The 25,797-nt window shown below is 45.6% G+C and carries 23 protein-coding genes, 1 tRNA gene, 1 other RNA gene and 1 pseudogene; 13 read left to right on the top strand and 13 right to left on the bottom strand.

Features of this window, described 5'->3' with window-relative positions; translation table 11 throughout:
* A pseudogene (locus tag ACERC5_RS07430) lies at positions 1–581 on the bottom strand (transposase family protein); the annotation flags it as partial.
* A 469-nt stretch (positions 582–1,050) separates the two neighbouring features.
* Between ACERC5_RS07430 and ACERC5_RS07435 the strand changes: the two are divergent.
* The gene (locus ACERC5_RS07435) at positions 1,051–1,560 is read left to right on the top strand and encodes a hypothetical protein (RefSeq protein ID WP_373659258.1); all 510 of its coding nucleotides are present in this window, start codon (positions 1,051–1,053) and stop codon (positions 1,558–1,560) included.
* A gap of 626 nt (positions 1,561–2,186) precedes the next feature.
* Here the strand turns inward: ACERC5_RS07435 and ACERC5_RS07440 are convergent.
* From ACERC5_RS07440 to ACERC5_RS07470, 7 genes are all read right to left on the bottom strand, one after another.
* Positions 2,187–3,056, bottom strand: coding sequence for a YitT family protein (locus ACERC5_RS07440; RefSeq protein ID WP_373659257.1), 870 nt, complete (start codon positions 3,054–3,056; stop codon positions 2,187–2,189).
* Between the two features lie 63 nt (positions 3,057–3,119).
* Positions 3,120–3,995, bottom strand: a complete 876-nt coding sequence (locus tag ACERC5_RS07445) for a YitT family protein (protein ID WP_373659256.1) — start codon at positions 3,993–3,995, stop codon at positions 3,120–3,122.
* 9 nt (positions 3,996–4,004) lie between these two features.
* Positions 4,005–4,946, bottom strand: a complete 942-nt coding sequence (locus ACERC5_RS07450; RefSeq protein ID WP_373659255.1) for a YitT family protein — start codon at positions 4,944–4,946, stop codon at positions 4,005–4,007.
* Positions 4,939–6,690, bottom strand: coding sequence for an aspartate--tRNA ligase (gene aspS, locus ACERC5_RS07455; protein ID WP_373659254.1), 1,752 nt, complete (start codon positions 6,688–6,690; stop codon positions 4,939–4,941). Before aspS ends, ACERC5_RS07450 begins: the two co-directional genes overlap by 8 nt.
* 169 nt (positions 6,691–6,859) lie before the next feature.
* On the bottom strand, positions 6,860–10,372 hold the full coding sequence (locus ACERC5_RS07460; RefSeq protein ID WP_373660515.1) for a pneumococcal-type histidine triad protein: 3,513 nt from the start codon (positions 10,370–10,372) through the stop codon (positions 6,860–6,862).
* A gap of 6 nt (positions 10,373–10,378) precedes the next feature.
* Positions 10,379–11,305, bottom strand: coding sequence for a metal ABC transporter solute-binding protein, Zn/Mn family (locus ACERC5_RS07465; RefSeq protein WP_373659252.1), 927 nt, complete (start codon positions 11,303–11,305; stop codon positions 10,379–10,381).
* Between the two features lie 572 nt (positions 11,306–11,877).
* The gene (locus ACERC5_RS07470; RefSeq protein ID WP_373659251.1) at positions 11,878–12,639 is read right to left on the bottom strand and encodes a DUF975 family protein; all 762 of its coding nucleotides are present in this window, start codon (positions 12,637–12,639) and stop codon (positions 11,878–11,880) included.
* A 227-nt stretch (positions 12,640–12,866) separates the two neighbouring features.
* On the opposite strand from ACERC5_RS07470, the gene tgt reads away from it, so the two are divergent.
* The 3 genes from tgt to ACERC5_RS07485 all read left to right on the top strand — a co-directional run bounded on the left by tgt (position 12,867) and on the right by ACERC5_RS07485 (position 15,293).
* A complete protein-coding gene (gene tgt / locus ACERC5_RS07475) occupies positions 12,867–14,009 on the top strand; it encodes a tRNA guanosine(34) transglycosylase Tgt (protein WP_373659250.1) in 1,143 nt (380 codons plus the stop codon).
* A 121-nt stretch (positions 14,010–14,130) separates the two neighbouring features.
* Positions 14,131–14,658, top strand: a complete 528-nt coding sequence (locus ACERC5_RS07480; RefSeq protein WP_373659249.1) for a GNAT family N-acetyltransferase — start codon at positions 14,131–14,133, stop codon at positions 14,656–14,658.
* The gene (locus ACERC5_RS07485; protein ID WP_373659248.1) at positions 14,655–15,293 is read left to right on the top strand and encodes a uridine kinase; all 639 of its coding nucleotides are present in this window, start codon (positions 14,655–14,657) and stop codon (positions 15,291–15,293) included. Before ACERC5_RS07480 ends, ACERC5_RS07485 begins: the two co-directional genes overlap by 4 nt.
* 319 nt (positions 15,294–15,612) lie before the next feature.
* On the opposite strand, the gene ACERC5_RS07490 is transcribed toward ACERC5_RS07485, so the two are convergent.
* A complete protein-coding gene (locus ACERC5_RS07490) occupies positions 15,613–16,215 on the bottom strand; it encodes a hypothetical protein (protein WP_373659247.1) in 603 nt (200 codons plus the stop codon).
* A gap of 141 nt (positions 16,216–16,356) precedes the next feature.
* On the opposite strand from ACERC5_RS07490, the gene ACERC5_RS07495 reads away from it, so the two are divergent.
* The 3 genes from ACERC5_RS07495 to ffs all read left to right on the top strand — a co-directional run bounded on the left by ACERC5_RS07495 (position 16,357) and on the right by ffs (position 17,740).
* Positions 16,357–17,136 (top strand): MBL fold metallo-hydrolase, encoded by a 780-nt coding sequence (locus tag ACERC5_RS07495; RefSeq protein WP_373659246.1) that lies wholly within the window; start codon positions 16,357–16,359, stop codon positions 17,134–17,136.
* Positions 17,133–17,645 (top strand): tRNA adenosine(34) deaminase TadA, encoded by a 513-nt coding sequence (tadA, locus tag ACERC5_RS07500; RefSeq protein ID WP_373659245.1) that lies wholly within the window; start codon positions 17,133–17,135, stop codon positions 17,643–17,645. The genes ACERC5_RS07495 and tadA overlap by 4 nt, the downstream gene beginning before the upstream one ends.
* An RNA gene (gene ffs / locus ACERC5_RS07505) (signal recognition particle sRNA small type) lies at positions 17,643–17,740 on the top strand. The genes tadA and ffs overlap by 3 nt, the downstream gene beginning before the upstream one ends.
* 155 nt (positions 17,741–17,895) lie before the next feature.
* On the opposite strand, the gene def is transcribed toward ffs, so the two are convergent.
* Positions 17,896–18,507: a peptide deformylase gene (gene def, locus ACERC5_RS07510; RefSeq protein WP_373659244.1), complete on the bottom strand. Its 612-nt coding sequence runs from the start codon at positions 18,505–18,507 to the stop codon at positions 17,896–17,898.
* A gap of 192 nt (positions 18,508–18,699) precedes the next feature.
* On the opposite strand from def, the gene ACERC5_RS07515 reads away from it, so the two are divergent.
* Entirely contained in the window at positions 18,700–20,007 is a 1,308-nt protein-coding gene (locus tag ACERC5_RS07515; RefSeq protein ID WP_373659243.1) for a uracil-xanthine permease family protein, read from the top strand.
* Between the two features lie 65 nt (positions 20,008–20,072).
* Here the strand turns inward: ACERC5_RS07515 and ACERC5_RS07520 are convergent, their stop codons facing one another.
* Together ACERC5_RS07520 and ACERC5_RS07525 are read right to left on the bottom strand one after the other, a co-directional pair.
* Positions 20,073–20,777 carry a hypothetical protein gene (locus tag ACERC5_RS07520; protein WP_373659242.1) on the bottom strand — a complete coding sequence of 235 codons (705 nt, stop codon included), beginning with the start codon at positions 20,775–20,777 and terminating at the stop codon, positions 20,073–20,075.
* Positions 20,778–20,779: 2 nt separating this feature from the next.
* A complete protein-coding gene (locus tag ACERC5_RS07525; RefSeq protein ID WP_373659241.1) occupies positions 20,780–21,259 on the bottom strand; it encodes a cupin domain-containing protein in 480 nt (159 codons plus the stop codon).
* 204 nt (positions 21,260–21,463) lie between these two features.
* Here ACERC5_RS07525 and rpsO point away from each other — a divergent pair, with 204 nt between their 5' ends.
* Positions 21,464–21,733: a 30S ribosomal protein S15 gene (rpsO, locus tag ACERC5_RS07530; protein ID WP_018367802.1), complete on the top strand. Its 270-nt coding sequence runs from the start codon at positions 21,464–21,466 to the stop codon at positions 21,731–21,733.
* 110 nt (positions 21,734–21,843) lie between these two features.
* Positions 21,844–21,960, top strand: a complete 117-nt coding sequence (locus tag ACERC5_RS07535) for a putative metal homeostasis protein (RefSeq protein ID WP_018367803.1) — start codon at positions 21,844–21,846, stop codon at positions 21,958–21,960.
* A gap of 121 nt (positions 21,961–22,081) precedes the next feature.
* On the opposite strand, the gene gshAB is transcribed toward ACERC5_RS07535, so the two are convergent.
* A complete protein-coding gene (gshAB, locus tag ACERC5_RS07540; protein WP_373659240.1) occupies positions 22,082–24,334 on the bottom strand; it encodes a bifunctional glutamate--cysteine ligase GshA/glutathione synthetase GshB in 2,253 nt (750 codons plus the stop codon).
* A 231-nt stretch (positions 24,335–24,565) separates the two neighbouring features.
* Here gshAB and ACERC5_RS07545 point away from each other — a divergent pair, with 231 nt between their 5' ends.
* The 3 genes from ACERC5_RS07545 to ACERC5_RS07555 all read left to right on the top strand — a co-directional run bounded on the left by ACERC5_RS07545 (position 24,566) and on the right by ACERC5_RS07555 (position 25,562).
* A complete protein-coding gene (locus ACERC5_RS07545; protein WP_373659239.1) occupies positions 24,566–25,015 on the top strand; it encodes a LytTR family DNA-binding domain-containing protein in 450 nt (149 codons plus the stop codon).
* Positions 25,016–25,027: 12 nt separating this feature from the next.
* Positions 25,028–25,426 (top strand): DUF3021 domain-containing protein, encoded by a 399-nt coding sequence (locus tag ACERC5_RS07550; protein ID WP_373659238.1) that lies wholly within the window; start codon positions 25,028–25,030, stop codon positions 25,424–25,426.
* 63 nt (positions 25,427–25,489) lie between these two features.
* Positions 25,490–25,562: transfer RNA gene (locus ACERC5_RS07555), tRNA-Thr, on the top strand.
* Positions 25,563–25,797: the final 235 nt, after the last annotated feature.

The following is a 25,797-nucleotide window of genomic DNA, read 5'->3' on the forward strand; positions in this document are numbered from 1 at the left end:
GTCTCTCGGATAGCGCAGAAAGTGGTTGCGAATGGTGGCTTTGGTTCGACCATCTAGAATAGCTAGGATTTTGGGTGAATCAAAGTCCTGTGCGATGAAGCTCATTTTGCCTTTCTTGAAGCTGTACTCGTCCCAGCTCATGTTAGTTGGCAGCCAGTTCAAGTCTGTCTTGAACTGAAATTCCTTTAGTTTTCGGATGACCGTTGAGGTTGATACGGCTAGGCTTTCAGCGATGGCCGTCATGGCGACTTTCTCCATCAATTTTTGAGCGATTTTCCGATTAAGAATGACAGGAATTTGGTGGGTGACTTGACCAGTGACGTTTCAGCGACAGCCATTTTCCCGCAATTTGAGCAACGAAAGCGGCGCTTTCGCAAGCGAATGAGTGTCTTGTAACCAGCACACTCAAGATAAGGTATTTTGGATAGTTTCTGGAAGTCGTACTTGGCCATCTGTCCCTGGCAATGTTGGCATTTTGGAGCAGGGTAATCGAGTTTAGCGATGATTTCTTTGTGACTCCCAGCCTCCACAATCTCCAAAATAGTGATATTTGGGTCTTTGATTTCGAGTAGGTTTGTGATAAAATCCTCGCTTTTCGACTTTTAGGCTCAGGAAGAACTAGTCACTTCCCTGGCTAGTTCTTTATTCCATATGAGTCTTTCTAAATGTTAGTGGAACGTTTTTCATTGTAGGTCATATGGGACTTTTTTTCTACACTAAAAGAGGCTCCATAATCGCTACGGTGGAGTTATCCACTACAGTCTTATAGAGCCGAAAAAATAGCCGCACAAATGTACGACTAAACATATTTCAATTAAGGGTTGTAAAACTTCACAAACCTCTTCATTATATCATAAAAAAATTGAAAAAAACAGACTTGATTTTAATTAAATTAGGAGTACAATAGGGGTGTTGAAATTGTTTGTTAGAAAGGATTACAATTATGAGACGTTTTTTACCCAAAATATTACTATTTGTTGCCCTTAGTGGGTAGCTGCTTCACTTGTTCAAGCAAGTACTGTTTATGCAAATGAAAATGCGAATACTGATGTGGTTGATGTATCTTTGGTTGAAAACAATTATTCAACAGATTACTCATATGAAGGTGTGGAATTCTTCGACGATGGCACATTAATTTTAGGAGAAGAAGAATTTGAAATTTTAAGTGCGATTGAAAATTTACCAGATGAAGTAATCGCAGGTGGCTCTGAGAGTATAAATCAATATTTCCATGAGAAAGGGATTAATCGAATAAAAGTAAGTGAAAGAGTAAGACAAAAAAGAGGAGTTATAGGATGTATTTCTGCCGTAGGGGTTGCATTGCTTGTGAATCTCACCCCAGCAAAAATTGCTAAGGCAAAAAGTGCATTAAAAGCATTAGGTGGAGCTGCTAATTTTGTGTATAAAGCTGTTGGGCTCTATAACAAATTTAAAGCAACTAGAGCAAAACTTGCTGCTGCTCAAGCTGCGGTTGCAGCAGCTGCTGCTAATGTTAGTGGGCGAGAAATACTATTAGAATTATTTTCATTAGGTAGCGTTTATTCAGAATGCTTTGAATAAAAAGGTATTACATGAAAAAAAGAATTATCAATAATCTCACTTTAATTTTAGTTATAACTTTTTTTATATTGAGTTATTTCATTAAAAATGATTCCAAAGAGTTTGTTTTAGTAATTATTTCTCTAGTCATAATATTTATAAATTTTTATAAAAAAAGACAGTAAGTTTTAGTTTTTATATTTAATAAACCGGCTCATTGTCAACTGTAGTGGGTTAATGAAAAGCTAGCATCTGGAGAGAACCGATTTGGTTCTCTCTTTTGGCTCTATAATCTCCGTAGTGGATCGACCCACTGCAGTCTTATAGAACCCTGATTATCTGCAATGCGCGAGAGCAACGGGTCTATCATACTGTGGTTCAAAGGCGCTTCCTAATCAAGCTTGGTCAAACTATAGTTCATTTAGGACGATGATGTTTATCGCAGACAGCTCCAACAGCTCAGTCGACAGGTGGAGAAGCAAGCCTAAAAAATAAGAAGGCGAGCTGTATGGAACAACGAGATAAACGGAATCAGGTATAACATAAAAACTAAAACACTATAACATAAAAAACCTGTGTGGCAGCTAACTCACTAAAGTCAAACTGTTACACAGGGTTTTCGTTGCTGATGATTTCCTAGTATGGAATCATACTTTAATTTTCTTGCGATTGATTACAAAATCAGAACTGATAACCTCATCAATGTTGAGGATGGATACAAACGCATCTGGGTCTATCTGAGCGATAATTTGCTTAGCTTCACGGACTTCTGTCGGATTTAAGGCAACATAGATGACTTTCTTGCTTCTACCAGAATAAGCACCCTCACCCTCCAGATAGGTGACTCCGCGCTCAAGATTTTCAAGGATTTGTTTGGCAATCGCTGGCGCAAAGTCGGAGACAATCAGCATGCCACGAACTTGATAGCCGCCATTTTCGATGATTGTAATCACTTGGCTATAAACAAAACTGGCAATTAGTGTGTACATCATGTGTTGGATATTGATGTAAGTGAGTGACAGGAGGAGAATGACGATATCAACAAGCAACAAGGTTTTTCCGATTTGTGCATGCAACACCTTTTCAACGATACGAGCAATGATATCGGTTCCCCCTGTCGTTCCACCGAATCGAAAAACGAGGCCGCTACCGATACCAGCACATAAACCGGCAAGGAGTGAGGCGATGAGCAAATCATGATTGACATCAATAGTCAATGCAATCCTCTGAAAGAGCCAGATAAAAGCGGACATTGTCAGAGTACCGTAGATACTCAGCACCATACTTTTACGTCCTAGGATTTTTGCCCCGAGAATAAATAGGGGAAAATTAATCAGTAATGTAGTGTAGGAAGGATCTAATCCTGTTAGGTTATAAATAATCAAGGTGAGACCTGCGACTCCTCCTTCAGCCAGATGGTTGGCCATGTTAAATTGAACAAAGCCAAATGCATAAATGGCTGTTCCTAGTGCAATCATGAAAAGGTCGCGCAGGCTAGTTTTGTTAAGTTGAAACATCTCTGTTCCTTTCTCAAAGTTAAATGTCTGTGGCTGTGTGCTGGTCGTCTGTTAGCTAGTATGCTAAGTGACTTGGCGATACTTACTGCGTTTGATGACAAATTCTGGGCTGACAACTTCTTCAACATTGGAGACGGACAAGAAAGCTTGTGGGTCAGTTGTTGTCACAATACGCTTGGCGTCACGTACCTCATTAGGGTTCAAAATAATGTAGAGCACCTGCTTGTCCTTGCCAGAGTACGCCCCTTTGCCTTGGAAATAGGTCACGCCTCGCCCGAGCACCTGCATGATTTGTTGGGAAATGGCGTCAGGCTGGTCTGTAATGACCATCATTTCACGGACAGAGTACCCACCACGCTCGACGACGTTGACCACTTGGCTATAGATAAAACTGGCAATCAGGGCATAAGTCATTTTTGGAATAGAGACATAGGTTAGGGATAATAACATGACGATGACATCGATGCCAAGCAGGCTTTTTCCGAGTGGAATACCTAATTTGTCTTCCAAAGCTCTTGCGATAATATCTGAGCCACCCATGGTTCCACCGAAACGAAAGACCAATCCTCCTCCTAAACCTGCGGTGACACCTGCTAGAATAGCGATGATGGTGTTGTCTCCTTGCAGGTCAACGGCAATACCTGATAGTTGCCAAAGCCAAATAAAGAGGTAGAGCATGACGGTGCCATGGAGGGTATAGATGACGGCATTGCGACCGAAGAGTTTAGCCCCTAAGATAATCAATGGAAGGTTGATCAGATAGCCTGTGATAGTGGGATTGATGCCAAAGAGAGCATGCAAAATCAATGCGACCCCTGACATCCCGCTGTCAGCAATTTGATTGGGCATTTTGAAAATAACAAAGCCAAAGGCATAGATTGCACATCCTAGGGCAATCAGTAGGAAATTTTTAGGATGAAAAACGTATTTGTTTGACATGAGTTCTCCTTAATCCACATCCACGAAACGTCCGATAATTTGGACATTTTCAGCAACCGAGACAAAAGCATTTGGGTCAGCTTTTTTCATACGGTATTTGAATTCGTAGAACTCAGCGCGAGTGATGATGGTAATCAGTACTGCTTTTTTGCTGCCTTCGTAGGTGCCCTGAGCATCGTTGATAGAGGTCACCCCTCGATGAAGTTTCTGGTGAATCATTTTGATGACACGGTCAGGCTGGCTGGTCACGATGGTCGCCTGCATTTTTTTCTGTTTGGTGTAGATGGCATCAGTGACACGGCTAGACACAAAGATGGTCACCATGGAGTAAAGGGCGTATTGCCAGCCGAACAAGAGACCTGCAAAGACCATGATGACACCATTTACAATCAGGGAAATACGTCCTACGTCGCGCCCAGTTTTACGTCGGATCGTTAGACTGATGATGTCCGTTCCACCACTTGAAATATTGGATTTGAGACCATAACCGATACCAGTTCCCATGACTAGACCACCAAAAATCGCATTGACTAGAGGATCAGTCGTCAAGGTAACCTGGGGCATAAACTGGATAAAAAGCGAGCTCATGGTCACTGTGATAAAGGTGAAAATAGTGAACTTTTGCCCGATGGTCCGCCAAGCCAAAACCAGGAGAGGTAGGTTAATGGCATAGAAAATCGCTGCCACAGGAATGTTTACTCCTAAGGTGCGTTGACTAAGCGCTGACAAAACTTGGGCTAGACCTGTCACGCCGCTGGCGTAGACATTGCCGGGTTCAAAGAAAAAGTTGACAGCGATACTAGATAGCAAACCATAGAGCAAAGACGCTGAAAATTTTTCAGTGTACTTTTCTCTGGAAATGCTACGGAGGGTCTGAAATAGACCGACCTTTTTCGCCAAACGCTTTATCGCAAAGCGACATTTTTTAGGAAGACTTGCTTGTTTAACCATTATTCTTAATCGTGAGGGCGAGCTCGTCCAGTTGCTTCTGGGCAACTGGGCTTGGGGCTTGGGTCATCGGGTCAGAGGCCTTGTTGTTTTTCGGGAAGGCGATGACCTCGCGGATGTTGTCCTTACCAGCTAGAAGCATGACCAAGCGGTCAAGACCGATAGCCAAGCCACCGTGCGGTGGGAAGCCATAGTCCATCGCCTCTAGCAAGAAGCCGAATTGCTCCTGTGCTTCTTCCTTGGAGAAGCCAAGCGTCGCAAACATTTGTTCTTGGAGGTCGCGGCGATTGATCCGCAAAGAACCGCCACCTAGCTCGTAGCCGTTGAGGACAATGTCATAGGCGACAGCCTTGATTTGACTGAGGTCGCCACCGTTCAAGAGATCTGCTGTTTCAGCTGTTGGTAGGGTAAACGGATGGTGCGCAGACATGTAGCGCCCTTCTTCCTCCGAATACTCAAAGAGTGGCCAGTCGATGACCCAAAGGAAGTTGAACTGGTCTGGGTTGATGAGACCGAGCTCCTTACCCAGACGGTTACGAAGAGCGCCGAGGGTGTTGTTGGCAACATCAAGACTGTCTGCAACAAAGAGCACCAAATCGTTCTCAACCAACTCCAGACGAGCTATCAAGTCACCCTCAATAGCTGGCAAGAATTTGGCAATCGGTCCATTGAGACTAGCTTCTGTGTGCTTGACCCAAGCCAGACCCTTGGCACCAAACTGCTTGGCAAATTCTGTCAGCTTGTCGATGTCCTTCCGCGAATAACGGTCGGCTGCCCCCTTGACCACGATAGCCTTGACCACTTCTGCTTCTGAAAAGACTTTGAAGTCGACGGTTTTGGCTAGCTCTGAGATATCCTGCAAGAGCATATCAAAACGGGTGTCGGGCTTGTCTGACCCGTAGCTGTTCATAGCGACATCATAGCTCATGCGTGGGAAAGGCAGGATGACGTCGATACCTTTGGTCTCCTTCATGACACGAGCCAGCATCCCCTCAATGAGGTCTTGGATTTCTTGGTCAGACAGGAAAGAGGTCTCCAAGTCCACTTGGGTAAATTCCGGCTGGCGATCCCCACGCAGGTCTTCGTCACGGAAACACTTGACAATTTGATAGTAGCGGTCAAAGCCAGCATTCATCAAAAGCTGCTTGGTGATCTGTGGGCTCTGTGGCAAGGCGTAAAAATGACCCTCGTGCACACGGCTCGGCACCAGATAGTCGCGCGCTCCTTCTGGCGTTGACTTGGTCAACATCGGCGTTTCCACATCAATAAATTCCAGCTCATCCAGATAGTTGCGGATGGCGTGTGTGGTCTTGGCGCGGAGTTTGAAATTGTCCAGCATTTCTGGACGGCGCAGGTCAAGGTAGCGGTAGCGCAGGCGCGTATCGTCACTGACTTCAACACCGTCTTTGATTTCAAATGGTGTGGTCTTGGCTTCGTTCAGTACACGAAGGCTGGCAACTGCCATCTCTACCTCGCCTGTTGGTAGGTTCGGATTCGCCTGCTCACGGGCTAAAATCTCACCTGTCACTTCGATGACAAACTCACTGCGCAAGCCATTGGCGATAGCCACCACATCGCTAGACGCTGTCTCAGGGTTAACCACCAACTGCATGATGCCCTCGCGGTCGCGCAAATCAATGAAAATCAAGCTGCCTAAGTCACGGCGGCGAGCCACCCAGCCCATCAGGGTCAGCGTCTGTCCAATGTGTTCAGCACGAACACGGCCTGCATACATACTACGTGTCATATCATTCTCCAAAATCTTGTAATCTCTACTATTGTACCATAAAAGAGAGGGCTTGTGGTTGTTCTTTGCTGAAAAAACAGTGTCATTGCCAGCATCTTTTAGTCATTTTTCTGACACTTTGGCAGCAAAAAGAATTTAGCCATAGTCGGGGCTAAATTCTTTTTAGAATCTAATCAACAAGTGAAATGATGTGGGCTTGTCCTTTTTTGTCAATCAGTCGGACGGATTTGGTTTCTGGATCGTAGGTGAAGGTATCCACACCGACACCATAGGTCATTGCCAGCTCGTAGAGCTTGTCCTCAAAAACCTCTCGGTCCATGCCAAAGGCAGTCGCTTGCTTGAGCATCTCACGGTCATAGTCGTCTAGGTTATCATCCTCTGTGCTAGTTGGTTCCGTTTCTGTCGGACTAGGTTGAGCTGGTGATTCTGTGTCAGGTGTCTCATCACTATCAGCAGGTTCGGATTCTGGGAATGATGTGTCTGCCGTCTCGTCTTCGGTTTCTTCATCAGGTTCTTTTCCGACAGGGTAATTCGGACGGTTTTCAGCATTGCCACGACCTTTCATGATGTCGCTATCGCGCCCCCATCCATCTTTTGAACCAGGGCGTTCATCAGGATTTTCTACATAATATTTGATAGTAGCAAAGAGATCCTCTAGGCTGTAACCCGCAGGTGCTTCAAACAAATCATCAAAGCGAGCAATAGCAATGTTGTGGTAATGGTTGTAGTGCGGAATGATGAGGTAACCGTTGGTAACCGCGACGGTGTAGGCAGAATTGTACGGCATCTTCTCAATCGGAATACGTTTGGCTGGCTCTGCTTTGTCAAAGATGTCTACAGCTCGTTCCCTTGGGCGACCGTCATTTGGCTGTGGCGTTGGACGGCTTGGTTCTGTTTCTGCTGGCTTACGACTGGCTAGTTCTTTCTCGGCTGCTCGGCGTTCAGTATAGGATAAGTCCCACTTAGGAATCCAGTGGCTATGGTCCATGTGAGGAACGATGTAGGCATCTCCCTCTTCACGTTCAATGTCCTTGGCATCAAAGATATAACCATCTGAGGTGGTGTAACGTCCAGCAGCCTTAGCCTCAGCGATTTCTTCAGGACTGTAAATAATTTGTGAGTTTGGCTTGCCTTTGCGCTCAGCTACTGGCGTTGGTTTATGGTGCTCATCAGTTGTTGGTTGGCTTGGCGTTTCAGTAGAGTTATTATGTTCAGTGGAGTCTTGCTCTTCTGGTTCGTCACCGTCAGCAGTATTGCCCAAGTCAGGTAGGGCTTCTCCTTTTTCTTTGCTTGTTAGGACAGTCGCTTCTGATAATATTAGATTCTCCTCACCTACCATAGGTGTGATGACATAGCCAATACCTGGCATATAGGCAATGGTGCTTGCCTTGTCACCATAATATTGTCCTAGATAAGCTAATAGTTCGGCTCTCTGGTTAGCAGGTTTAGGCTGAGGTTGCTCGGTTGGCTGACTCGGAAGGGGGTCTGTTGTATCAGCTTCATCCGTTTCAGAAACCTTCTCCTCATCCGTGGTTGTTGTCTCTTCGTTTGGTATTGGTGAGGTCGTTCCATCAGCTGGCTTAGTCTTATCTTTCAAGGTATAGATAACAGGGTCGTTGATGTCAACAAGACTCAAGTCAACCCCACCATGGCCGTCAACAAAAACTAAATTGCCGAAGAGAGGTCGCACATGGCTACGTGGCACCTTGTATTGCTTAGCAATGTAACGGAGTTTTGCTTCTTGCGGATGCTTGTAGGTGACAAGGTCACTGTAGTCAACCTCGTCATAGGTCAATGGTAGGGTAATAGAAGCAAGCGGAAATTCCTTCTCCGTCCCATCTTGATAACTAGCTGTCACAATTGCATCATCACGGAAAACAGCAATGACGCCCTCCTGCAAACGAATTTTCCCCATTTTCAGTCGAATGAGCAAGTCACGGTAATCCTCAGTGTTGTCAAAATCACTAGCTATCAAGCGTGTCGGATACTTCTCCAGGTTAGCTGTGTGAGAATGGTTGCCGTGTGGGATAATGACCTGATTGCCACTCACTTTAAGCAAAGCTTTAGGGACTTGGTTTTCCAAGGAAATAAAGGTTAACTTAGCATCGATTTCTGTTGCTGAATAGGTGCTCGGTGGAGTTGCTTCAATTCCCTCACGATTGATGTAGTCTGCAGCAGCTTCAAGCTCATCGTCTTCTAATTCATGGTAGAAGATATAGTGCTCGTGGTCATCGTGTTTTGCTCGGAAACCTTCGTCATCATAGGCTATGATGCTCTCAGGACTAAAGGTGTAGCCATCGCTGGTTGTGTAAGGTAGACCATCTTTACCTTTAGGTGATTTAAGAATATTCAACTTACTTAAGTCAAAGTACCGACGCTCTGGTAATGCGGTATTGTCGTCTTCTGGTTGATTTGCTTCTGTTTCTTCTACATTATTTGGCTGATCTAGCTCATCAGTTTCTTCAGGCTCTACTGGACTTGAAGGAGTAGGCTGAGGCTCTGGTTGACTTGGTAACTCAGGTTGCAGAGGGGAGCTTGGATTTGTCAACTCATTCCCTTGTTCCAATAAACGAGAAATCTTAGCCTCAAGCTCTGACATCTGACTGTAAGGGATAAAGTGGAAGTGATCACCGTGAGGTACGACGACACCACGCTCGGTCCACTTGCTGATCGTTTTTGGATCAAACACCAGACCGTCTGCTTCGACATGACGTTCAGATAACGGTAGAGCGTAAAGCCTCTGTAGCAAGCTGTCTAAGTTATCTGTATTATCTGGTTGTCCTGCTTGATTTGGTGCAGGCTGGATAGGCTGGATAGGCTGATTTGACGGTGCAGGTTGAGTAGTGTGTAGTGGCTCATGAGGTTGTCGACTAGCTGTTGGAGCTGGTGTTTTTCCTGTAGAAACCTGTGGTTGTGCAGGGGTAATAGAGTTACCAGCAGGTGTCTTTTTACCGTTCCAATAGGCTTGCGCAGCGGCCAATTCTGCTGGAGACAAATCAGCTTTCGGGATATAGTGGAAGTGGTCACCATGCGGCACGAGGAAGCCATCACCTAAGTCATCAATCACATCTGTTGGGCTAAATACATAACCATCATCTGTAGTGTAAGGTTTGGTCGTTGTTGCGCTTTTCTTATCTGTTGTGGTAGGCGTTCCTTGTTTCCCTTGCTGACTTGGTCGAACAGTACCTGTGCTTTGTTGCTGGCGAATGATTTCTTCTTTAGTACGGACATTGGCGGCTTTTTTGGCATCCTTGAGGTAAAGATAGTAAGTGCCGTTGACCTTGATGATGTAACCATCTTTGACCTCGTTGACGATGTCTTCTTGTTTGAGGACATAGGAGCTATCTTTCATGATCAACTCTTCACTGATAATAGCATCAAAAGGCACCTTACCATTATAGAAATGGTAGTGATCACCATGTGACGTCACATAACCCTGGTCGGTAATTTTAACGACGATTTGTTCAGCGTTAATCCCTTCTTTAGCGCTGACCTCGTCAGGGCTCATGTTGGCTGTATCAGTGAGGACTTTTTTCTTGTTACCAGTTGATTGCTCTGACGAGCTGATGTAAGAGACACGGTTTTCCTCATTTTGGTCAAGGGCTTGATGATGCCCAACTTGGTAACTAATCACGGAGAGTAGGATTGCTGCAGCGGAGCTATAAACGTATTTTTTCTTCATGGATTCTTATTCCTTTCTAGTTTCAAGGTCTTCTGCGAGAATGGTGAGATTGGCTCTGAGGTTCTCCAGATAACTGAGGTTGTTTTGTGGGTCAGCTTCCAGAGGCTCTAAGATTTTGAGGGTCACCTTGCTTGATGTCGCCAGGGCTTTTGCCATCTTGTCTGAAGCCCCTCGTTCGACAAAAATGGTAGTGACATGGTAGGTATCGATGAATTCTTTGATTTCTGCCAGTTGTCGGGGGCTTGGTTCTTGGGCAGTGACGCTAGCGATGCCCAGCTGCTCTAAACCAAAGCGGTTTGCTAGGTAGGCAAAAGCAGTGTGCTGAGTGACAAAGGTTTTTGCCTTAGTTTTGGCGAAACGTTGTTCAAACAGGTTTGCCAACTCTTCAGCTTCTTTTGCCAGTTTGTCAGCATTTTTCCGGTAGGTGGCTGCATGGTCTGGGTCAATGTTGGTCAACTGCTCTGCTATTAACCTAACCTCCTCAGCCACTAAAATGGGGTCAACCCAAGTGTGTGGGTCGTAGAGTGTCGCCTCATCAATCCCTTCGGTGACAGGAATATCCTCTAGACCTGGGACGCGCTTTAGGCTCATGCCTTTGGAGGCCTCCAAAACGATAACATCTGACTGCTCCAGGTTTGGATCTAGTCGTCCAGCCCAGCTCTCCAAGGTGTGGGAGTGGTAGATAAAGACGTCAGCATCGTAAATGGCGCGGACGTCGGCAACCGAAGGTTCGAATTCGTGGATGCCTTGCCCTGACTGAATCATACGGACATCGTTGAGGTCTCCAGACACTTCCTTTGTCATGGCATAGATGGGGTAGAAGCTAGTGACAATCCTTAACCCGTGACTTTCTTTAGGTGGTTTATGCTGACAAGCTCCCAAGATTAGGAGGGTTAGTAAGAGGGATAGTAGGGTGCGACAGGATTTTTTCATTTAAAACTCCTTAACTAATTAATTAAATAAAATTATATCACTGGTTAAGTAGTTTGTCAATGTTTTTTATGCCGCTACAGGAGTGAGATTGATTTGGAACACAAACTGGCTGTGCTCCAATAGGTTCGGGGTTAGGGAACAGATTGGACAAGTCCATGATTGTTCTGGCGTGGTTACCGATACTTTACATTGAAAAACACAAGCTAAAAAGACCTTGTCAGTCATTGCTGACTTAATTGACGAGAAGTCGCGGGTCACGACTCCGCTGAGTTCCATTGGCGAGACTGGCAAAGCTGTTGCTCTTATTGTCAAAAAACTAGAATTGTTAACAGCACTATCTCGACAGAAATTCTGTAATAGCAGGAGGTGAGGTTTCCAAGTGATTCTGCGCTTGTTATATCTTGTAAAAGAATAGTCGCTGGTAGGTGCTGTTTTCTCTCCTATTGCTTTATTATCCTAAGTCCAATTTCATCTTCTGAAGGAACTGATGTCGAAAGAGGAACCGAAGGTGTTTGACATTAAATAATGCCATAAAAATACTTAAAAAGCCCGCTCTATTGAGCGGGTTTACTTTAGTGTTCAGGCGTTTTGAGTTGGTCATAAAAAATGGCATCAGCTGTTGTGATATAAGGCAAAACATAGATAAGAGCCAATCCGAGAGTAATCCCTGTCAAGATATACCAACCGATAAAGGAGAGATGGAGAATAAAGAGGTCAAATTTTTTGCCAACCATCAGCTCCTTACTTTCTTTAAACATATCAAAGGGATCAAGATCTTTTCCGTCTTCCATATGGTCAAGCAAAATCAGTTCAGCTTGGCTGTAGGTATAGGCCTTAATGATTAACATGACAACCCCGATGAGCCAGCAAATAAAAGAGAGGGCAACATAAAACGAGTTCATATGTCCTGAATTTAGCCCCATATAGGCTAATAAAATGATTGCTGGACCGATGCAAAGAACGATCCAAGGCAACAACAGCAAGAGCCGAACGACATAGAGCAAGAGGTAGTGGAGGAAGATTCGTCCTGAGAAGGTTCTCAGGCTGTCTTTATAGCTCACCTCGTCACGTTTTTGTCTCACCACTTCAACCATGGTGTAGGTTGTTGCTAAGCCCATTAAACTGATAATAAAGCTGATTAACTGTGGGAAAAGAGAGGAGCCTCTATAGGCTGTTTGTGCTAGGGCATAACCACTGTAAACAGTCGCTGTTTCTCTGAGCTGGATAAACATAAAAAACAGGCTCAGGGCAATAGGCAGCCAAAAAAGCTGGTATTTGGTAGGGAGATGTTTAAGTGTTTCACGGGCTTTTTCGCGAATATCATACGATGACATAGTGTCCTCCTTTATTATGTTCTTCCTATTATAGCATAATTTATGGTAAAATAGAGAAGTCAGCTCAGCTGGCACACTAAGACCCAGAACTGTTTTTTCTGGCAGCACAAAGAAAGGAATTGAACCCGTCCGGAAAACTTGGAAAAAAGATAAACTGCTAAGACATCAGGTGTCTCATCAGCTTCCTGTTTTTCTATCGTTTTCTGGTCGAACTTGGTATCTTAGTTATGACAGATTACCCAATCAAATACCGTCTGATTAAGACGGAAAAACACACCGGTGCCCGCCTCGGAGAAATTATCACGCCGCACGGTACCTTTCCGACCCCTATGTTTATGCCAGTTGGCACCCAAGCCACGGTTAAAACCCAGTCGCCTGAAGAGCTCAAGGAAATGGGCTCAGGCATTATCCTCTCAAACACCTACCATCTTTGGCTCCGTCCGGGTGATGAGCTGATTGCACGGGCTGGGGGGCTTCACAAGTTCATGAACTGGGATCAGGCGATTTTGACCGATAGTGGGGGTTTCCAAGTCTATTCCCTCGCAGACAGCCGTAACATCACCGAAGAGGGTGTGACCTTCAAAAACCACCTCAACGGCTCAAAAATGTTCCTGTCACCTGAAAAAGCCATCTCTATTCAGAACAATCTCGGTTCTGACATCATGATGAGCTTTGACGAGTGTCCGCAGTTTTACCAGCCTTATGATTATGTCAAAAAATCCATTGAACGCACCAGTCGCTGGGCGGAGCGCGGGCTTAAAGCTCACCGTCGTCCCCATGACCAAGGGCTCTTTGGTATTGTCCAAGGAGCGGGCTTCGAGGACCTGCGTCGCCAATCAGCTGCAGACCTTGTCAGCATGGACTTCCCAGGCTACTCTATTGGAGGTCTAGCAGTCGGTGAAACCCACGAGGAGATGAATGCGGTGCTGGACTTTACTGTGCCGCTCCTGCCTGATAACAAGCCGCGTTACCTCATGGGGGTCGGTGCGCCTGACAGCCTGATTGATGGGGTCATTCGTGGGGTGGATATGTTTGACTGTGTTTTGCCGACACGGATTGCCCGAAACGGTACCTGTATGACTTCACAAGGTCGTCTGGTGGTCAAAAACGCCCAATTCGCTGAGGATTTTACACCGCTTGACCACGATTGTGATTGCTACACGTGTCAGCATTACACTCGTTCCTATATCCGCCACCTGCTCAAGGCAGACGAGACCTTCGGCATTCGCCTGACCAGTTACCACAATCTTTATTTCTTGGTCAACTTGATGAAAAAGGTTCGTCAGGCCATCATGGACGACAACCTGCTCGAATTCCGTCAGGACTTCATGGAGCGCTATGGCTACGGCACAAATGGACGGAATTTCTAGATTTTCAGGAAATGGCAGAGCTTGATAAACAAACGACGGTCAAGCTAAAATAGGCTAAAAGAAAAATCAGATAGGCAAAATGCCTTACCAACAGGAAAGAAGACAACTGAAGGAGCTTGCCATGATAGACTACCGTAAACTCACTCTAGCCGACGAAGCAGCCTACAGAAGTTTTGAAGCTGCCATGCTTGAGGATAAGAAAAAGAACCCTTTCGTTGAGTGGTGGCAAGTAGAAGATTTTGTACGATTTGTGAGCATGAGTGACCAGTCAGAGACCAAGCAGGAGGGTCAGGCTTGGTCGCCTTATACCCGTTACTTTGCCTTTGTAGGGGAGGAGATTGTCGGTTTTGTCATCTGTTTCTGGGAACTGGACCACCCAGACTGTCTTAAACTTGGGCATGTGGGCTATATGGTGGCACCTGCTTATCGCCGTCAAGGAATAGCCAGTCAGCTGCTGGCCGTTGCTCTTGAGCGCTACCAACAACGCCAAGTCTCTTCGATTCTGATTGTGACCCATGAGGACAACTGGCCTTGCCGTCACCTGGTGGAAAAACAGGGCGGTGACTTGCTAGGACTTGAGGAACTCCACCACCTAGGCGACACCTTTTGTGCGGCACGCTATCGATTAAAAACAGAGAGGAACTTATGATGTCATCAGATTTTTTTAAGAGCATCGCAGAGCAGCTCAGCGATGGCAAGCGGCATACGGTGCGTATCTATGGTCACGGGGCTTCAGGCAAATCAACCTTAGCAGCTGCGCTATTGACCTACCTCAACCCAGAGCAGGTCAACCTCATCGAAACGGATGCCTATATCATTGACGGTCAGCTCCGACAGCTGGTTCGGCCTGCGAATGCACCACATCAGAAAGTGACCGCTTCTATGCCTGTCTCTCACGAATTAGCCAGCCTGACGCGAGATATTCAAGCCCTACAAAAAGGGATGGATGTCCTGACCATCGACTGTTCTCCTTGGGCACCGCAGCAGGTCTTGACGGGGAGCAAACCGATTCTTATCGTAGAGGGCATGTCTTCTGCCTTTTTGGACAAGTCCCTCTTTGATCTGTCTATCGCCTGCTATACCAATCCCGGGACGGAGTTGGCTAGACGTTTGGCGCGGGATGTGGCTCATCGTAGTCGAGTTCCTGAATTTGTTTTGCAAACGCATCAGGCGCGTCGTCAGCAGTACGAGACCTACTACCAGCACCTGCTTGAAGAGGCAGATATTCTTGTTGACCAGTCGGAGGATGGATTTGTGGTAAAGCACGTGACACAGCCGTCTTAAAACAATGTCTCCTAACTGCTCTAATTGCTTGGCTTCGTCTGTGTAAAGTGTTAGCATTGTTCAGTTTATCTGTTATGGTCGTGCTGATTTGAGAGGCAAAGATTAGTCACCCGTCGTGGTGTTACAATTGCGCCTCCACCTTGCTCAAACGATTAGTTGAAGGGGCTGTTTGAGCAGTCAAAGAATCACCATTGGCAGGGCTATTCAGCTGGTAAGAGGCTGGAAAGACTATCTTAAAACGACTAAATGACTTAGAGTATCGTCATCAATAAACGTTACTCTAAGTCATTTTATAGTGTAATAGTTAACTGCTAGACTCTTAATGTGATGCTTTCTTTGCTTGTTGCAAGGTTGATTCATCACGTTGGGCAGGTTTTAGGAGATAGCTCCCGAATGCCGTAATTGTCAGCAGATAAAACACAAACATAAATGGCAGATTTTGGCGGACACTCTCAATCAACTGAACATGGACAAAGATAAGACCAACAGCTGCTGCAATTAACCGATTGAACCAGAGCATCAATTGAGAGGGAAGCCCCTTGGAAGGACTTGACATGTTCTGCACGCCCCAGAACATCAGGCTATAGGCACCCATTGCCAGCAGGAGCATTAGCGCGAGACGACCGGACAAACTCCCCCAACTGATACCTGGACTCAGCTGGGCATGTGACAAGGATAGAGGCAAGCTTGCCAAAGCCAGTGCAACTTGCCCTAGTACTGCGCTGCTAGCGTCAAGCCATTTAGGCTTGCCTGCCAAAAATAGAGCTTCCAAAAGCCAAACATAAGCAAATATGCCAGTTGTTAAAGCAAAAATCTGTGTCAAGTCAGCAACACCTGCTCCCAAGGCATAACAAACTAAGAGTAGTAGTGGGATAAGAGCAGTGATTATGAGCCAAACCAGCCCTGAAAGGTAACGTGACATAATAATCCTCCAAAAGATAAGATAAGCCTATTATAGCGTAATTGACAGCAGAATAATAGGGTTTTCCTTTTTCTTGAATGATTACAAAAAAGCCGAAAGAGTTTTTATGATATAATAAAGAAAAGACCAAAGGAGCTCATCATGAAACTACAGACACTGGGTTGCTGGGGCGGTTACCCCTATCAAGACCAAGGAACAACCAGCTTTCTCTTAACAGGCGAGGACGGCTTCACCCTTCTTATCGACTGCGGTAGCCGTGCCCTCAACGAGCTGGAGAAAGTCATGTCTCCCCTTGACCTTGATGCGGTTATCATCAGTCACTACCATCCAGACCATGTGGCGGATCTTGGAGTCTTGCGCCATTATCGCCAGCTTTACCCTAAAGACCAGTGGACACCTCGTGTCCTGCCTATCTATGGTCACACCGAGGACGCCCATGAGTTTGCTAAACTCACCATTCCTGATGTTAGCGAAGGGATTGCTTATGGTCCTAATCAAGCCTTCACGATTGGTTCGTTCACCATTAAGGTGATGAAAACCGTTCACCCTGTTCTGTGTTATGCGATGAAAATAGCAGAGCAGGCAACAGGGCAGGTCCTGGTCTTTACAGGAGATACGGGTTACTTTGATGGCTTGGCAGATTTTGCTAATGGTGCAGACCTCTTTTTAGCCGATGTCTATTTTTATGAAGGCAAAGAGAACCATCCTGCCCATCTGACTAGTAAAGAAGCAGGTCTCATTGCCAAAGAAGCAAACGTGAAAAAACTTGTTCTGACTCATCTGCCTCAGTTTCCAGAGCCACATATTTCACCAGATAACCATCTGGAAACCCTCAGGCAACAAGCCCAGCACTGGGCAGAGGGGATTCCTGTCGAACTTGCCCAGCCTCATAAGGTTTGGGATTTGGGAGATCTGACATGATTGATTTCAGTCCAGAGGAAAAAGCCTATTTTATGGGGCAGGCGCTATTAGAAGCAGAAAAGTCTCTCGCCAAGGCAGAAATTCCCATCGGTTGTGTCATCGTCAAGGATGGTCAGGTTATCGGTCGAGGACACAATGCGCGCGAGGAACTCAACCAAGCCATCATGCATGCGGAAATCATGGCCATCAATGAGGCCAATCAGGCGGTCGGGAACTGGCGATTGCTGGACTGTACACTCTTTGTGACCATTGAGCCTTGCGTCATGTGTAGCGGAGCTATTGGGCTTGCCCGTATCCCGCAGGTTATCTATGGGGCGAAAAATCCTAAGTTTGGTGCCGCAGGTAGCCTCTATGAGATTTTGACGGACGAACGGCTCAACCATCGAGTGACGGTTGAGCACGGAGTTTGTGAGCAGGAGTGTGCAACCATCATGCAGGAGTTCTTTCGTCAAGGACGAGAACGAAAGAAGAGTGAAAAAAGCTTGTCAAATACTCAGAATATGCTATAATAGAATCGGAGCAAGGTTCTTGCGTGAAGCGGGTCAGGGGAGGAATCCAGCAGCCCTAAGCGAGGTAGAGCCTGTGCTCTTTTTTTTTGTTGTTTTTAGCCCAAAAGAAACGAGCAGGTTTTTGGACCTGCTCGTTTCAAGGAGAGTTATGAAAAAGAAAAAATTTTAGGAGTGACTATAGTATAGACGAGTTAGCTTAATTCTAGCTTAACGAAAAAATCTTAGTGAGTGGCTACCGAGGTGGCAACTATTATAGCAAGAGTAAGTCCTCAGGCTCTTCAAATGGGTTAGCCTTATTGATACGGTCGTAGAAGAAGATGCCGTTGAGGTGGTCAATTTCATGTTGGACAACGATGCTGTTAAACCCTCTGAGTTTTAGACGTTGGTTTTGCCCATTTTTATCAATGTAATCGATGGTTACTCGGGCATGTCGTGGGACATAACCTTCAATGGGACGATCAACAGATAAGCACCCTTCACCGTCTGATAAAGCGGCATTTTGGACAGAATGAGCAACAATTTTAGGATTAAACATGATAACGTCCAGCGCATAGGCTTCTTTAGGCGGGTTGCCGTCAGCATCTTCTGGATTTGGCACGAGAGCTGCGATGATACGTTTAGAGATGTCTAATTGCGGAGCTGCTAGACCAACTCCAGCTCGCAAGCCCATTTTCTCACTGATAACCGGGTCTTGAGAGTTTTTAAGAAATTGCAACATCTTCTCCCCCAAAATAATGTCCTCATCACTTAATGGGAGACTAACTGGTTCGGCTGTTGCCCTCAAGGTAGGGTTGCCTTCGCGGATAATATCAGTCATGTCAATCAAGTGGCTGGCGCGAATAATGTTTTCTTGTGGTGTCATTGCGATACTTCCTGTCTAATCATTTCTATTACTATACCATAAAAGACTAACAAAGGAAAGTTTGAAGAGGGGTTAAAAAACAGCAAATATTAACTTTTTGATTGTTTTTTTATATTTTTTAAAGAAATAACTTGATTAAAGCTTGTTTTCTTGCTAAAATTAGGCTCTAATCAATAAAGAAAGAGAACGAAAATGACAAGAAACTCTTCAAGAAATTCAACTGCCTTGCTTTATGGTCTCGATGATCGACCGACCTGGCCTGAGACAATTTTATTGGCCTTGCAGCATATTTTGGCTGCTTTTGCAGGTATCGTTGCTGTGCCTTTGGTGATTGGTAGCGCCTTGAACTTTTCTGCTCAAGAGACTGCCTTGATGGTGAGTGCTACCGTTTTTTCGTCGGGGTTGACAACGATTCTTCAATCCAAAGGGCTTGGACCTCTAGGTTCTCGAGTGGCTAATATGATGGGGACTGACTTTACCTTTGTTAACCCATCAATTGCTGTTGGTGCTAAATTTGGTGTGGCGGGTATTGTGGCAGCAAGCATCACAGGAGCTCTTGCGGAGGTTGTTCTTAGCCGTTTTATTAAGCCGTTGATGAGATTTTTCCCGCCCCTGATTATTGGTATCGTGGTTTCGTTAATCGGTGTGACCTTGTTACCTGTCAGCATTGATTGGGCTGCGGGAGGCTTTGGATCTGCGGACTATGGCTCGGTTAAGAATTTGGCGGTTGCCTTTGTGGTCATGGTGTTTACTCTGCTCCTTAGCCATTTTGGCAAGGGCATGTGGAAAACAGCAGCGGTTTTTGTCGGCATGGTTTTCGGTTACCTCATCTCGATTCCTTTGGGAATGGTTGACTTATCAGCTGTTTCAGCCGCGTCTTGGTTGGCAATACCCAATCCCTTGCGCTATGGGTTTACCTTTGACTTGGCTTCCACCCTATCATTTGTGCCAGCTTATATCGTGTCAAGTATCGGTACAGTCGGTGTCGTGATGGCGATTGGTGAAGCCTCACAGACCAAAGTGAGCAGTGAGCAAATCTCATCTGGAGTTTTGGCAGATGGCATTGGGTCAATGATTTCAGGGGTGTTTGGAGCAGGACCAAACACGGCCTTTTCTCAGAATGTCGGCTTGATCAGCTTGACCAAGGTTGCCAGTCGCCACGTCATGATTGTTGCGGGAGCTATTTTGGCTGTTCTTGGACTATTTCCAAAACTATCAGCTTTGATTTCAGTCATGCCAAGTCCTGTGCTTGGTGGGGTAGGGGTCATCATGTTTGGTTTAGTGGCTGCTCAGGGCTTGAAAACGTTGGGACAAGTTGAGTTAGGTGACCGAGAACTCTTGATTATCTCAGTGGCGTTTGCTTTAGGTATCGGTGTAACGGTACGTCCCAATATCTTGGATAATCTGCCAGAAGCCTTTCGCATGATTTTCTCTTCAGGGATTTCAACAGGTACTTTGGTGGCTCTCGTGCTTAATATTATCCTACCTAAGAAGCATTAAAAAAAACAGCCTAAGGCTGGTTGAGGGGGCAAGTCTTGCGTGAGGCTTGCCCTTTTTTCCTACCCTCAAAAGGCTGTCCATGATAAACTGTCCATATCAAGCACTGCTCTACCTTGTTTAAACTGATGAGGCTCAGCTACACCGCTTGCTCGCATATCAAAGTCCGCTTCCCCAATCACCCAATGCCCGCTGTTATCAGGTGATAACTGGTAGAGGGTAGCAGTTCCTTGCCCGCTTGCCGAATGCCAAGAGACGGATTCTACAGTGCCGTCTTGGTAGATGACAAAACCCTCTCGACCACCGCCTGCGCTTGCCACATAAGTCCGCGCGAGATAGGTCGGTACCCCATTTTGCAGGTAGTAGAGGGCGGCTGGTGAGATCTGTCCATTAAAGAAATGGCTCGTCAGCAACTCAGCTGTTCCATTACTATCAATATCAACAAAAGCATAGTGTGTTGCCCGCCCCGCTGTCGTATCCGTCGCCACCAGATGGAGGGTGGTGGCATAGAGCTCTTCATTGCTCGGTGCTGGTGGTTGGCTTTCAGCTTGGGGCTTTGGCGTTGCCATAGCAGAGCTGGATGCCGCTATCGTTTGGCTTGATGTTTCGGTCTGGGAGCTTGAACTGGTGGTGGTTGAGGTGGAGTTAGAACTATTAGCCTGCTTTGATGAGCTGACTGACGTTGGAACACTTGGTTTGGTTTTTTGTGTTGACTGACAAGCCGTGAGTACAAGAAGTGAGCTGGTCAGTACTGTCAGGATGATTTTCTTCATTGTCATTCTCCTTTGGTTAAGCGGGTGATGATGTCAGCGTGGTCAGGGTAACTGGCCAACAGCTTCACTCGGTCAAAGAGTTCAAAATCCTCATACTCAAAACCAGGAGCCACCATGCAGGAGACCAGCGCAAAGGCACCCTCGTCTTCTACTGTAGAACCAAAGATAGTGCCTTTTGGGACACAATACTGTAAGCGGCAATTATCTAGCACCTTGTTGCTTAATTTGACTGCCTCGTAGGTTCCGTCTGGGTGTATCATATGAATCGTTAGAGGTGCGCCAGCATGAAAATACCAGATTTCATCTGCCGTTAGGCGATGAAAACGCGACGGACTTTCCGCCGTTAACAGGAAATAAATACTGGTGTAAAGCGCCCGATCTGTCCTGGCAGATTCTTTTGATTTGTAGATCTGCCGATAATAGCCGCCTTCAATATGAGGAACAAGTTCCAGGGCTTCAACCCAGTCATCAATCGTTGTCATAGCTTCTCCTTGTCTGGTGTCTTTTAGTTTATTTTATCATAATTTATTAGTTTTTTAAGGTCAATTCAGTTATTTTGCTCTGCCATTTGACAAAAGTGAAAAAGGTTGATAAAATGAAGAAGTCCAAGGACGAAACTAACTCTTTCTTGGTTCTGGGACTGCCAAGCCCAGCACTCGGATAGAGGAGAAAAAAGGAGAAAAACAATGGCAATCTCAAAAGAGAAAAAAAATGAAATCATCGCTCAATATGCGCGCCACGAAGGCGACACTGGTTCAGTTGAAGTACAAGTTGCTGTTTTGACTTGGGAAATCAACCACTTGAACAACCACATCAAAGAGCACAAACATGACTACGCTACATACCGTGGGTTGTTGAAAAAAATCGGTCACCGTCGTAACCTTTTGGCTTACTTGCGTCGTACAGACGTTAACCGTTACCGCGAATTGATTCAATCACTTGGTCTTCGTCGTTAAGATGAATTGGACAGAACCTGCCTTTGGGCAGGTTTGCACTTTACAAAATACTTTACCGGTTAACAAAGTTGTGATAAACTAGAAATACGTCAAAAAAAGGAGGAAACACTATGGCAGAACGTCTTGATTTGGCCAGCTGCTATCGCAAGCTAAAAAGTCCAAATATCAAAACCCGCAAACGTGCGTTGAAAGTCATCAAAGAGCATAAACGACAAGGCAAAAAATAAGCAGGTAGATGTCGCCTGATAAACTTTTTTGGTCAGTCGGCTTACAGTGATTGACCGCAATTTTTGTCCTTAACCCCCCTAAAAACGATAAAAATCCAGCAATAGTTGCTGGATTTTTACATTAGTGTATTTCGGGGAATAGGTTTGCCAGTATTTTAGCTGTTAGAGGCTGACCAGGTCCTTCGTGGCAGTAGGTGTGCATATACATGGAAGGATTGAAGTTGAGTTCGATACAGGTGCAATTTGGTATTTCTTTACTGGCTGTTTTGCTAAGGTCAGGGATAATCAAGTCAACCCCGCAGATCCAGGCTCCAATCGCCGTTGCCATGTCAGCAGCCAACTGTTTAAAACTCTCGTGCATTTGTTCGGTAACATCAATAGAGTCACCACCGGTTGAGATGTTAGAATTTCCTCGTAAGTTAGCTTTGATGCCTTCAGGGAGGATGGTATCCGGAGTATAGCCCTGTTGTTGGAGGGTCAGGCACTCAATATCTCCTAGGGTGATGAGTTCTAGAGGTGAGCGGTGGTCCCTGCCTCTTAGAGGATTTTGATTTTTAAGGTCAATAAGCTGTGCAATCGTGTGAGTGCCATCTCCGACGACATTGGCGGCGACTCGGAGAAGCACTGCTTCGCACTTGCCATCAAGGACAAAGAAGCGGTACTCGATACCTGGGATAAAAGTTTCCACAAGGACATCACTATCCTCTGCAAATGCAATATCGAGTGCCTTGTCATAGTCGTCTAGGCTGGCTGGGTCCTGAAAAATACTAATGCCCAGACCAAAATTAGTTGATTTTGGTTTGACGACGATGGCTTGCTCTGCGATTTGCCCATAGTAGCGACGAGCAGCTGACTTACTAGAAAATTCTTGACCAGCAGGAACAGGGAAGCCAGCATCTGCAAGGATTTTTTTGGTGACCGTTTTATTGGCCATGGCTAGTGGGACGATATAGTTATCTTTAGAAGTCATGTTGCCATTTTTGACGTATTCGACATGGTCATTATGCCAAAGTTTTAAAAACTGGTCATTTTCGTCTAAAATTTCAACATGAAGTCCTTGTTGAATGGCATCAAATAACAGCAACTGGGTAGATAGCTCCATCGACTCATAGCCTTTGAGGGCATAAGGGGCGGACCAGAAGTAAGCCCTATAAGTTTGTCCCTGTTGCTGTCCGAAATCTTGTAAAGAGAGGCCGTCAAGGTGAGACACTAGCTGTCCTGATAGGGTCAGGCGAGGGCTGTTGATTGCTTCTTGAACTTGCTGAATCAGTTGGTGGTAATAATCATCCAGTTGGAAATGCGTGACCACCTCGGTCATTGCCCGTAGAATGCTGTGATAGTCAGCCTCAGCCGGCAAAGGTTCCAGAGGGTGTGCCAGTGCGATGCGATTATTCAAGTCATTAGCAGCAGCGATGTCTTTATCGACTGAAGTAGACTGGTCTAACCAGAGGAGGGCTAGGATGAAAAGATGTACCGTATCCAGTGTCTGTTGACTGATGCCTAGAGGGTCAAAAGGATTGAGGTCAAAGCAGCGAAATTCTAGGTAAGTAATCCCTTTAGTGAGGTAATCACGGTTGTGCTTGCTCCCACGCAATCGAACAGGGGCATAGAATTCTTTTTCGGCAGAGAGTTGTCCAGATGCAACATAAGCCTCCAACTGTGTCACATAAGTCGTTAAATCAGCAAAAGAGACCTGAATGTCCTCGTGATTGACATAGCCGAGTGAGCTATTTCTCAGAGAACGGACAGGACTGTTTAGCGTGTCCTTGAGAAATCCTCGCTCAGCCACGGGACTAGCGCCGTAAAGATAAGTTAGAAACCAACGGTAGCGCAGGAAGTTTTGGGCTAATTTGAGGTAGAGGTCGTTGCGAAAAGCAATTTGATTGTCATAACCGCTAAGGGCAAAGAGCTGCGCTGTCAAGTCCGTCCCCAGTTCAACATTATAGTGTATGCCACTCATGGATTGCAGTAGTTTGCCATAGCGTTTGCCTAGACCGACCCGGTACTGGTACTCCGTTTGGTCCTCTAGTGCAGCAATCTGAACGTCAGCTTCACTGATATGCGGTGGCATGGAAAGAGGCCAGAGGTATTGGTCTCGTTCGATAGAGCGTCCTGCAACATCAGTGATGGCACCTAAGAAGCGTCGCGTTTCTGCTGTCGTTTGCGCGACGGGTGTAATCAATTCGAGCTGAGCTTCGCCATAGTCGGTCTGGATGTAGGGATGGAACTGTCTGGACCCTAATAGGCTAGGGTGCGGTGTTTGGGCGACACGGCTTGTATCCGTAATACGGAGACTTTCGCGTTCTAGGCCAAATGTTGCCTGTAAAACAGGCGCTGTTTCTGGTAATTGTTGGAGTAGTTGATCCATGGTCATAGGTGTGCTTTCCTTCGTTTTCAAATGTGGTAGGTTCTTATTTTATTGTAAACACTTTAGGGAGGAAACTCAACTTTTTGCTATGAAAAATCGTCTTGCAGGTCGCTAACGGCTGTTTGTGACCACTCAAGGGGCAAATTTGACCACTGAGCAGAAAATCAGTCACAAAGCTCTGCGATTTTGCTAAAATAAGAGCAGATAAGACGTCTATCAAAAAATGGAGGGATACGCATGAAATGGTCGTTTGAAGTCAGTGATGGCCAGGCAGAGTTGGAGGTTATCCTCCGAAAAGCGAGGCTTGACCAAGAAGTACAAGATGTGATGACCTACCTAGAGGGCTTTGGTCAGTCGGTCACAGAGCTTTTGCCCATCAAGACCGCTGAACGTGTTCAGTTGGTCTCAGTGGCAGATATGATCGCGGTTGAAGTGGATGGGGGAGAGTTGCAGGTGCTGACGACAAAAGGGAGTTATCGGACGGTGGAGCGCTTAATTCATTTTCAAGAGCGGGTGAATCACCCTGATTTGCTCCAGATTTCCCGCTACGGGCTCATCAATATTAAGCAGTTGCAGTATTTGGAGCATTCGTTTTCAGGGAACATGACTGCTGTGTTGACTGGCAAGACAAAAGTAACGGTCAGTCGTCGCTATTTGAAATATCTTGAGAAAAAATTAGGATTATAAGGAGAAAAGATCATGAAAAAATATCTTGATTGTTGGATGTACGGTGTTGGTGTCGGCATGTTCTGGTACATGTTTAGTCTATGGTTTTGGGAGATTCCAAGTCAGTCTTGGCAACAGGTTCTCGTCACGGTGATTGGCTCAGGACTGATGGGACTGTCGGCTCTCATCTATGATGATAACCATAATAGTAGACCGACCTTAATCAAAACACTTGTCCATTTTATGGTAATTTTTGCTTTGGCTCTGGGGATGATGGGTTTTAATGGTTGGATTGATGTCTCAAATCTGACGATGTTGTTGTCGTTTTTCTTAGAGTTTGTTGTGATTTACCTCGTCATTTGGGGAATTATTTACACGATTGAGAAGCAAAAAGTCCAGCGGATTAATAATCATTTGCGACAAGGACGGTAAACTAGATAAAAGATAAAAAACCTCTTGACATTTTTTTCACAAGTAGTAAAATAAAAGAGGTTAGCCGATTTAGCTCAGTTGGTAGAGCAACGCACTCGTAACGCGTAGGTCGTAGGTTCGAGCCCTATAATCGGCATTGTTTAGAGATATAGCAGAGGGTTGGACAGATCCATGATTGCAAGGTAGTCAGGGGTCTGTTCCAGCTTTTTTATTTTCTTTTGAAAAAGATTTGGTATTTTTGGCTCATTGTCAACTGTAGTGGGTTGACCCACTTAACACCGAGAGAGGACAGTTCTTGTCTTCTCTCGTTTTATGTTTATGGCAATGAAAATGCGAGTTTTGTCTTTTCAAAGTTTCTGAAACCAAAGGCG

The organism is Streptococcus sp. E24BD, from assembly GCF_041807825.1.
Classification (GTDB): domain Bacteria; phylum Bacillota; class Bacilli; order Lactobacillales; family Streptococcaceae; genus Streptococcus; species Streptococcus entericus.

What these genes read in the sequence shown, in the direction of transcription:
- ACERC5_RS07440 (WP_373659257.1), bottom strand. Translation starts at nt 3,056, where the DNA reads ATGTTTCAACTTAACAAAACTAGCCTGCGCGACCTTTTCATGATTGCA.
- ACERC5_RS07445 (WP_373659256.1), bottom strand. Translation starts at nt 3,995, where the DNA reads ATGTCAAACAAATACGTTTTTCATCCTAAAAATTTCCTACTGATTGCC.
- ACERC5_RS07450 (WP_373659255.1), bottom strand. Translation starts at nt 4,946, where the DNA reads ATGGTTAAACAAGCAAGTCTTCCTAAAAAATGTCGCTTTGCGATAAAG.
- aspS (WP_373659254.1), bottom strand. Translation starts at nt 6,690, where the DNA reads ATGACACGTAGTATGTATGCAGGCCGTGTTCGTGCTGAACACATTGGA.
- ACERC5_RS07460 (WP_373660515.1), bottom strand. Translation starts at nt 10,372, where the DNA reads ATGAAGAAAAAATACGTTTATAGCTCCGCTGCAGCAATCCTACTCTCC.
- ACERC5_RS07465 (WP_373659252.1), bottom strand. Translation starts at nt 11,305, where the DNA reads ATGAAAAAATCCTGTCGCACCCTACTATCCCTCTTACTAACCCTCCTA.
- ACERC5_RS07470 (WP_373659251.1), bottom strand. Translation starts at nt 12,639, where the DNA reads ATGTCATCGTATGATATTCGCGAAAAAGCCCGTGAAACACTTAAACAT.
- tgt (WP_373659250.1), top strand. Translation starts at nt 12,867, where the DNA reads ATGACAGATTACCCAATCAAATACCGTCTGATTAAGACGGAAAAACAC.
- ACERC5_RS07480 (WP_373659249.1), top strand. Translation starts at nt 14,131, where the DNA reads ATGATAGACTACCGTAAACTCACTCTAGCCGACGAAGCAGCCTACAGA.
- ACERC5_RS07485 (WP_373659248.1), top strand. Translation starts at nt 14,655, where the DNA reads ATGATGTCATCAGATTTTTTTAAGAGCATCGCAGAGCAGCTCAGCGAT.
- ACERC5_RS07490 (WP_373659247.1), bottom strand. Translation starts at nt 16,215, where the DNA reads ATGTCACGTTACCTTTCAGGGCTGGTTTGGCTCATAATCACTGCTCTT.
- ACERC5_RS07495 (WP_373659246.1), top strand. Translation starts at nt 16,357, where the DNA reads ATGAAACTACAGACACTGGGTTGCTGGGGCGGTTACCCCTATCAAGAC.
- tadA (WP_373659245.1), top strand. Translation starts at nt 17,133, where the DNA reads ATGATTGATTTCAGTCCAGAGGAAAAAGCCTATTTTATGGGGCAGGCG.
- def (WP_373659244.1), bottom strand. Translation starts at nt 18,507, where the DNA reads ATGACACCACAAGAAAACATTATTCGCGCCAGCCACTTGATTGACATG.
- ACERC5_RS07515 (WP_373659243.1), top strand. Translation starts at nt 18,700, where the DNA reads ATGACAAGAAACTCTTCAAGAAATTCAACTGCCTTGCTTTATGGTCTC.
- ACERC5_RS07520 (WP_373659242.1), bottom strand. Translation starts at nt 20,777, where the DNA reads ATGAAGAAAATCATCCTGACAGTACTGACCAGCTCACTTCTTGTACTC.
- ACERC5_RS07525 (WP_373659241.1), bottom strand. Translation starts at nt 21,259, where the DNA reads ATGACAACGATTGATGACTGGGTTGAAGCCCTGGAACTTGTTCCTCAT.
- rpsO (WP_018367802.1), top strand. Translation starts at nt 21,464, where the DNA reads ATGGCAATCTCAAAAGAGAAAAAAAATGAAATCATCGCTCAATATGCG.
- ACERC5_RS07535 (WP_018367803.1), top strand. Translation starts at nt 21,844, where the DNA reads ATGGCAGAACGTCTTGATTTGGCCAGCTGCTATCGCAAGCTAAAAAGT.
- gshAB (WP_373659240.1), bottom strand. Translation starts at nt 24,334, where the DNA reads ATGACCATGGATCAACTACTCCAACAATTACCAGAAACAGCGCCTGTT.
- ACERC5_RS07545 (WP_373659239.1), top strand. Translation starts at nt 24,566, where the DNA reads ATGAAATGGTCGTTTGAAGTCAGTGATGGCCAGGCAGAGTTGGAGGTT.
- ACERC5_RS07550 (WP_373659238.1), top strand. Translation starts at nt 25,028, where the DNA reads ATGAAAAAATATCTTGATTGTTGGATGTACGGTGTTGGTGTCGGCATG.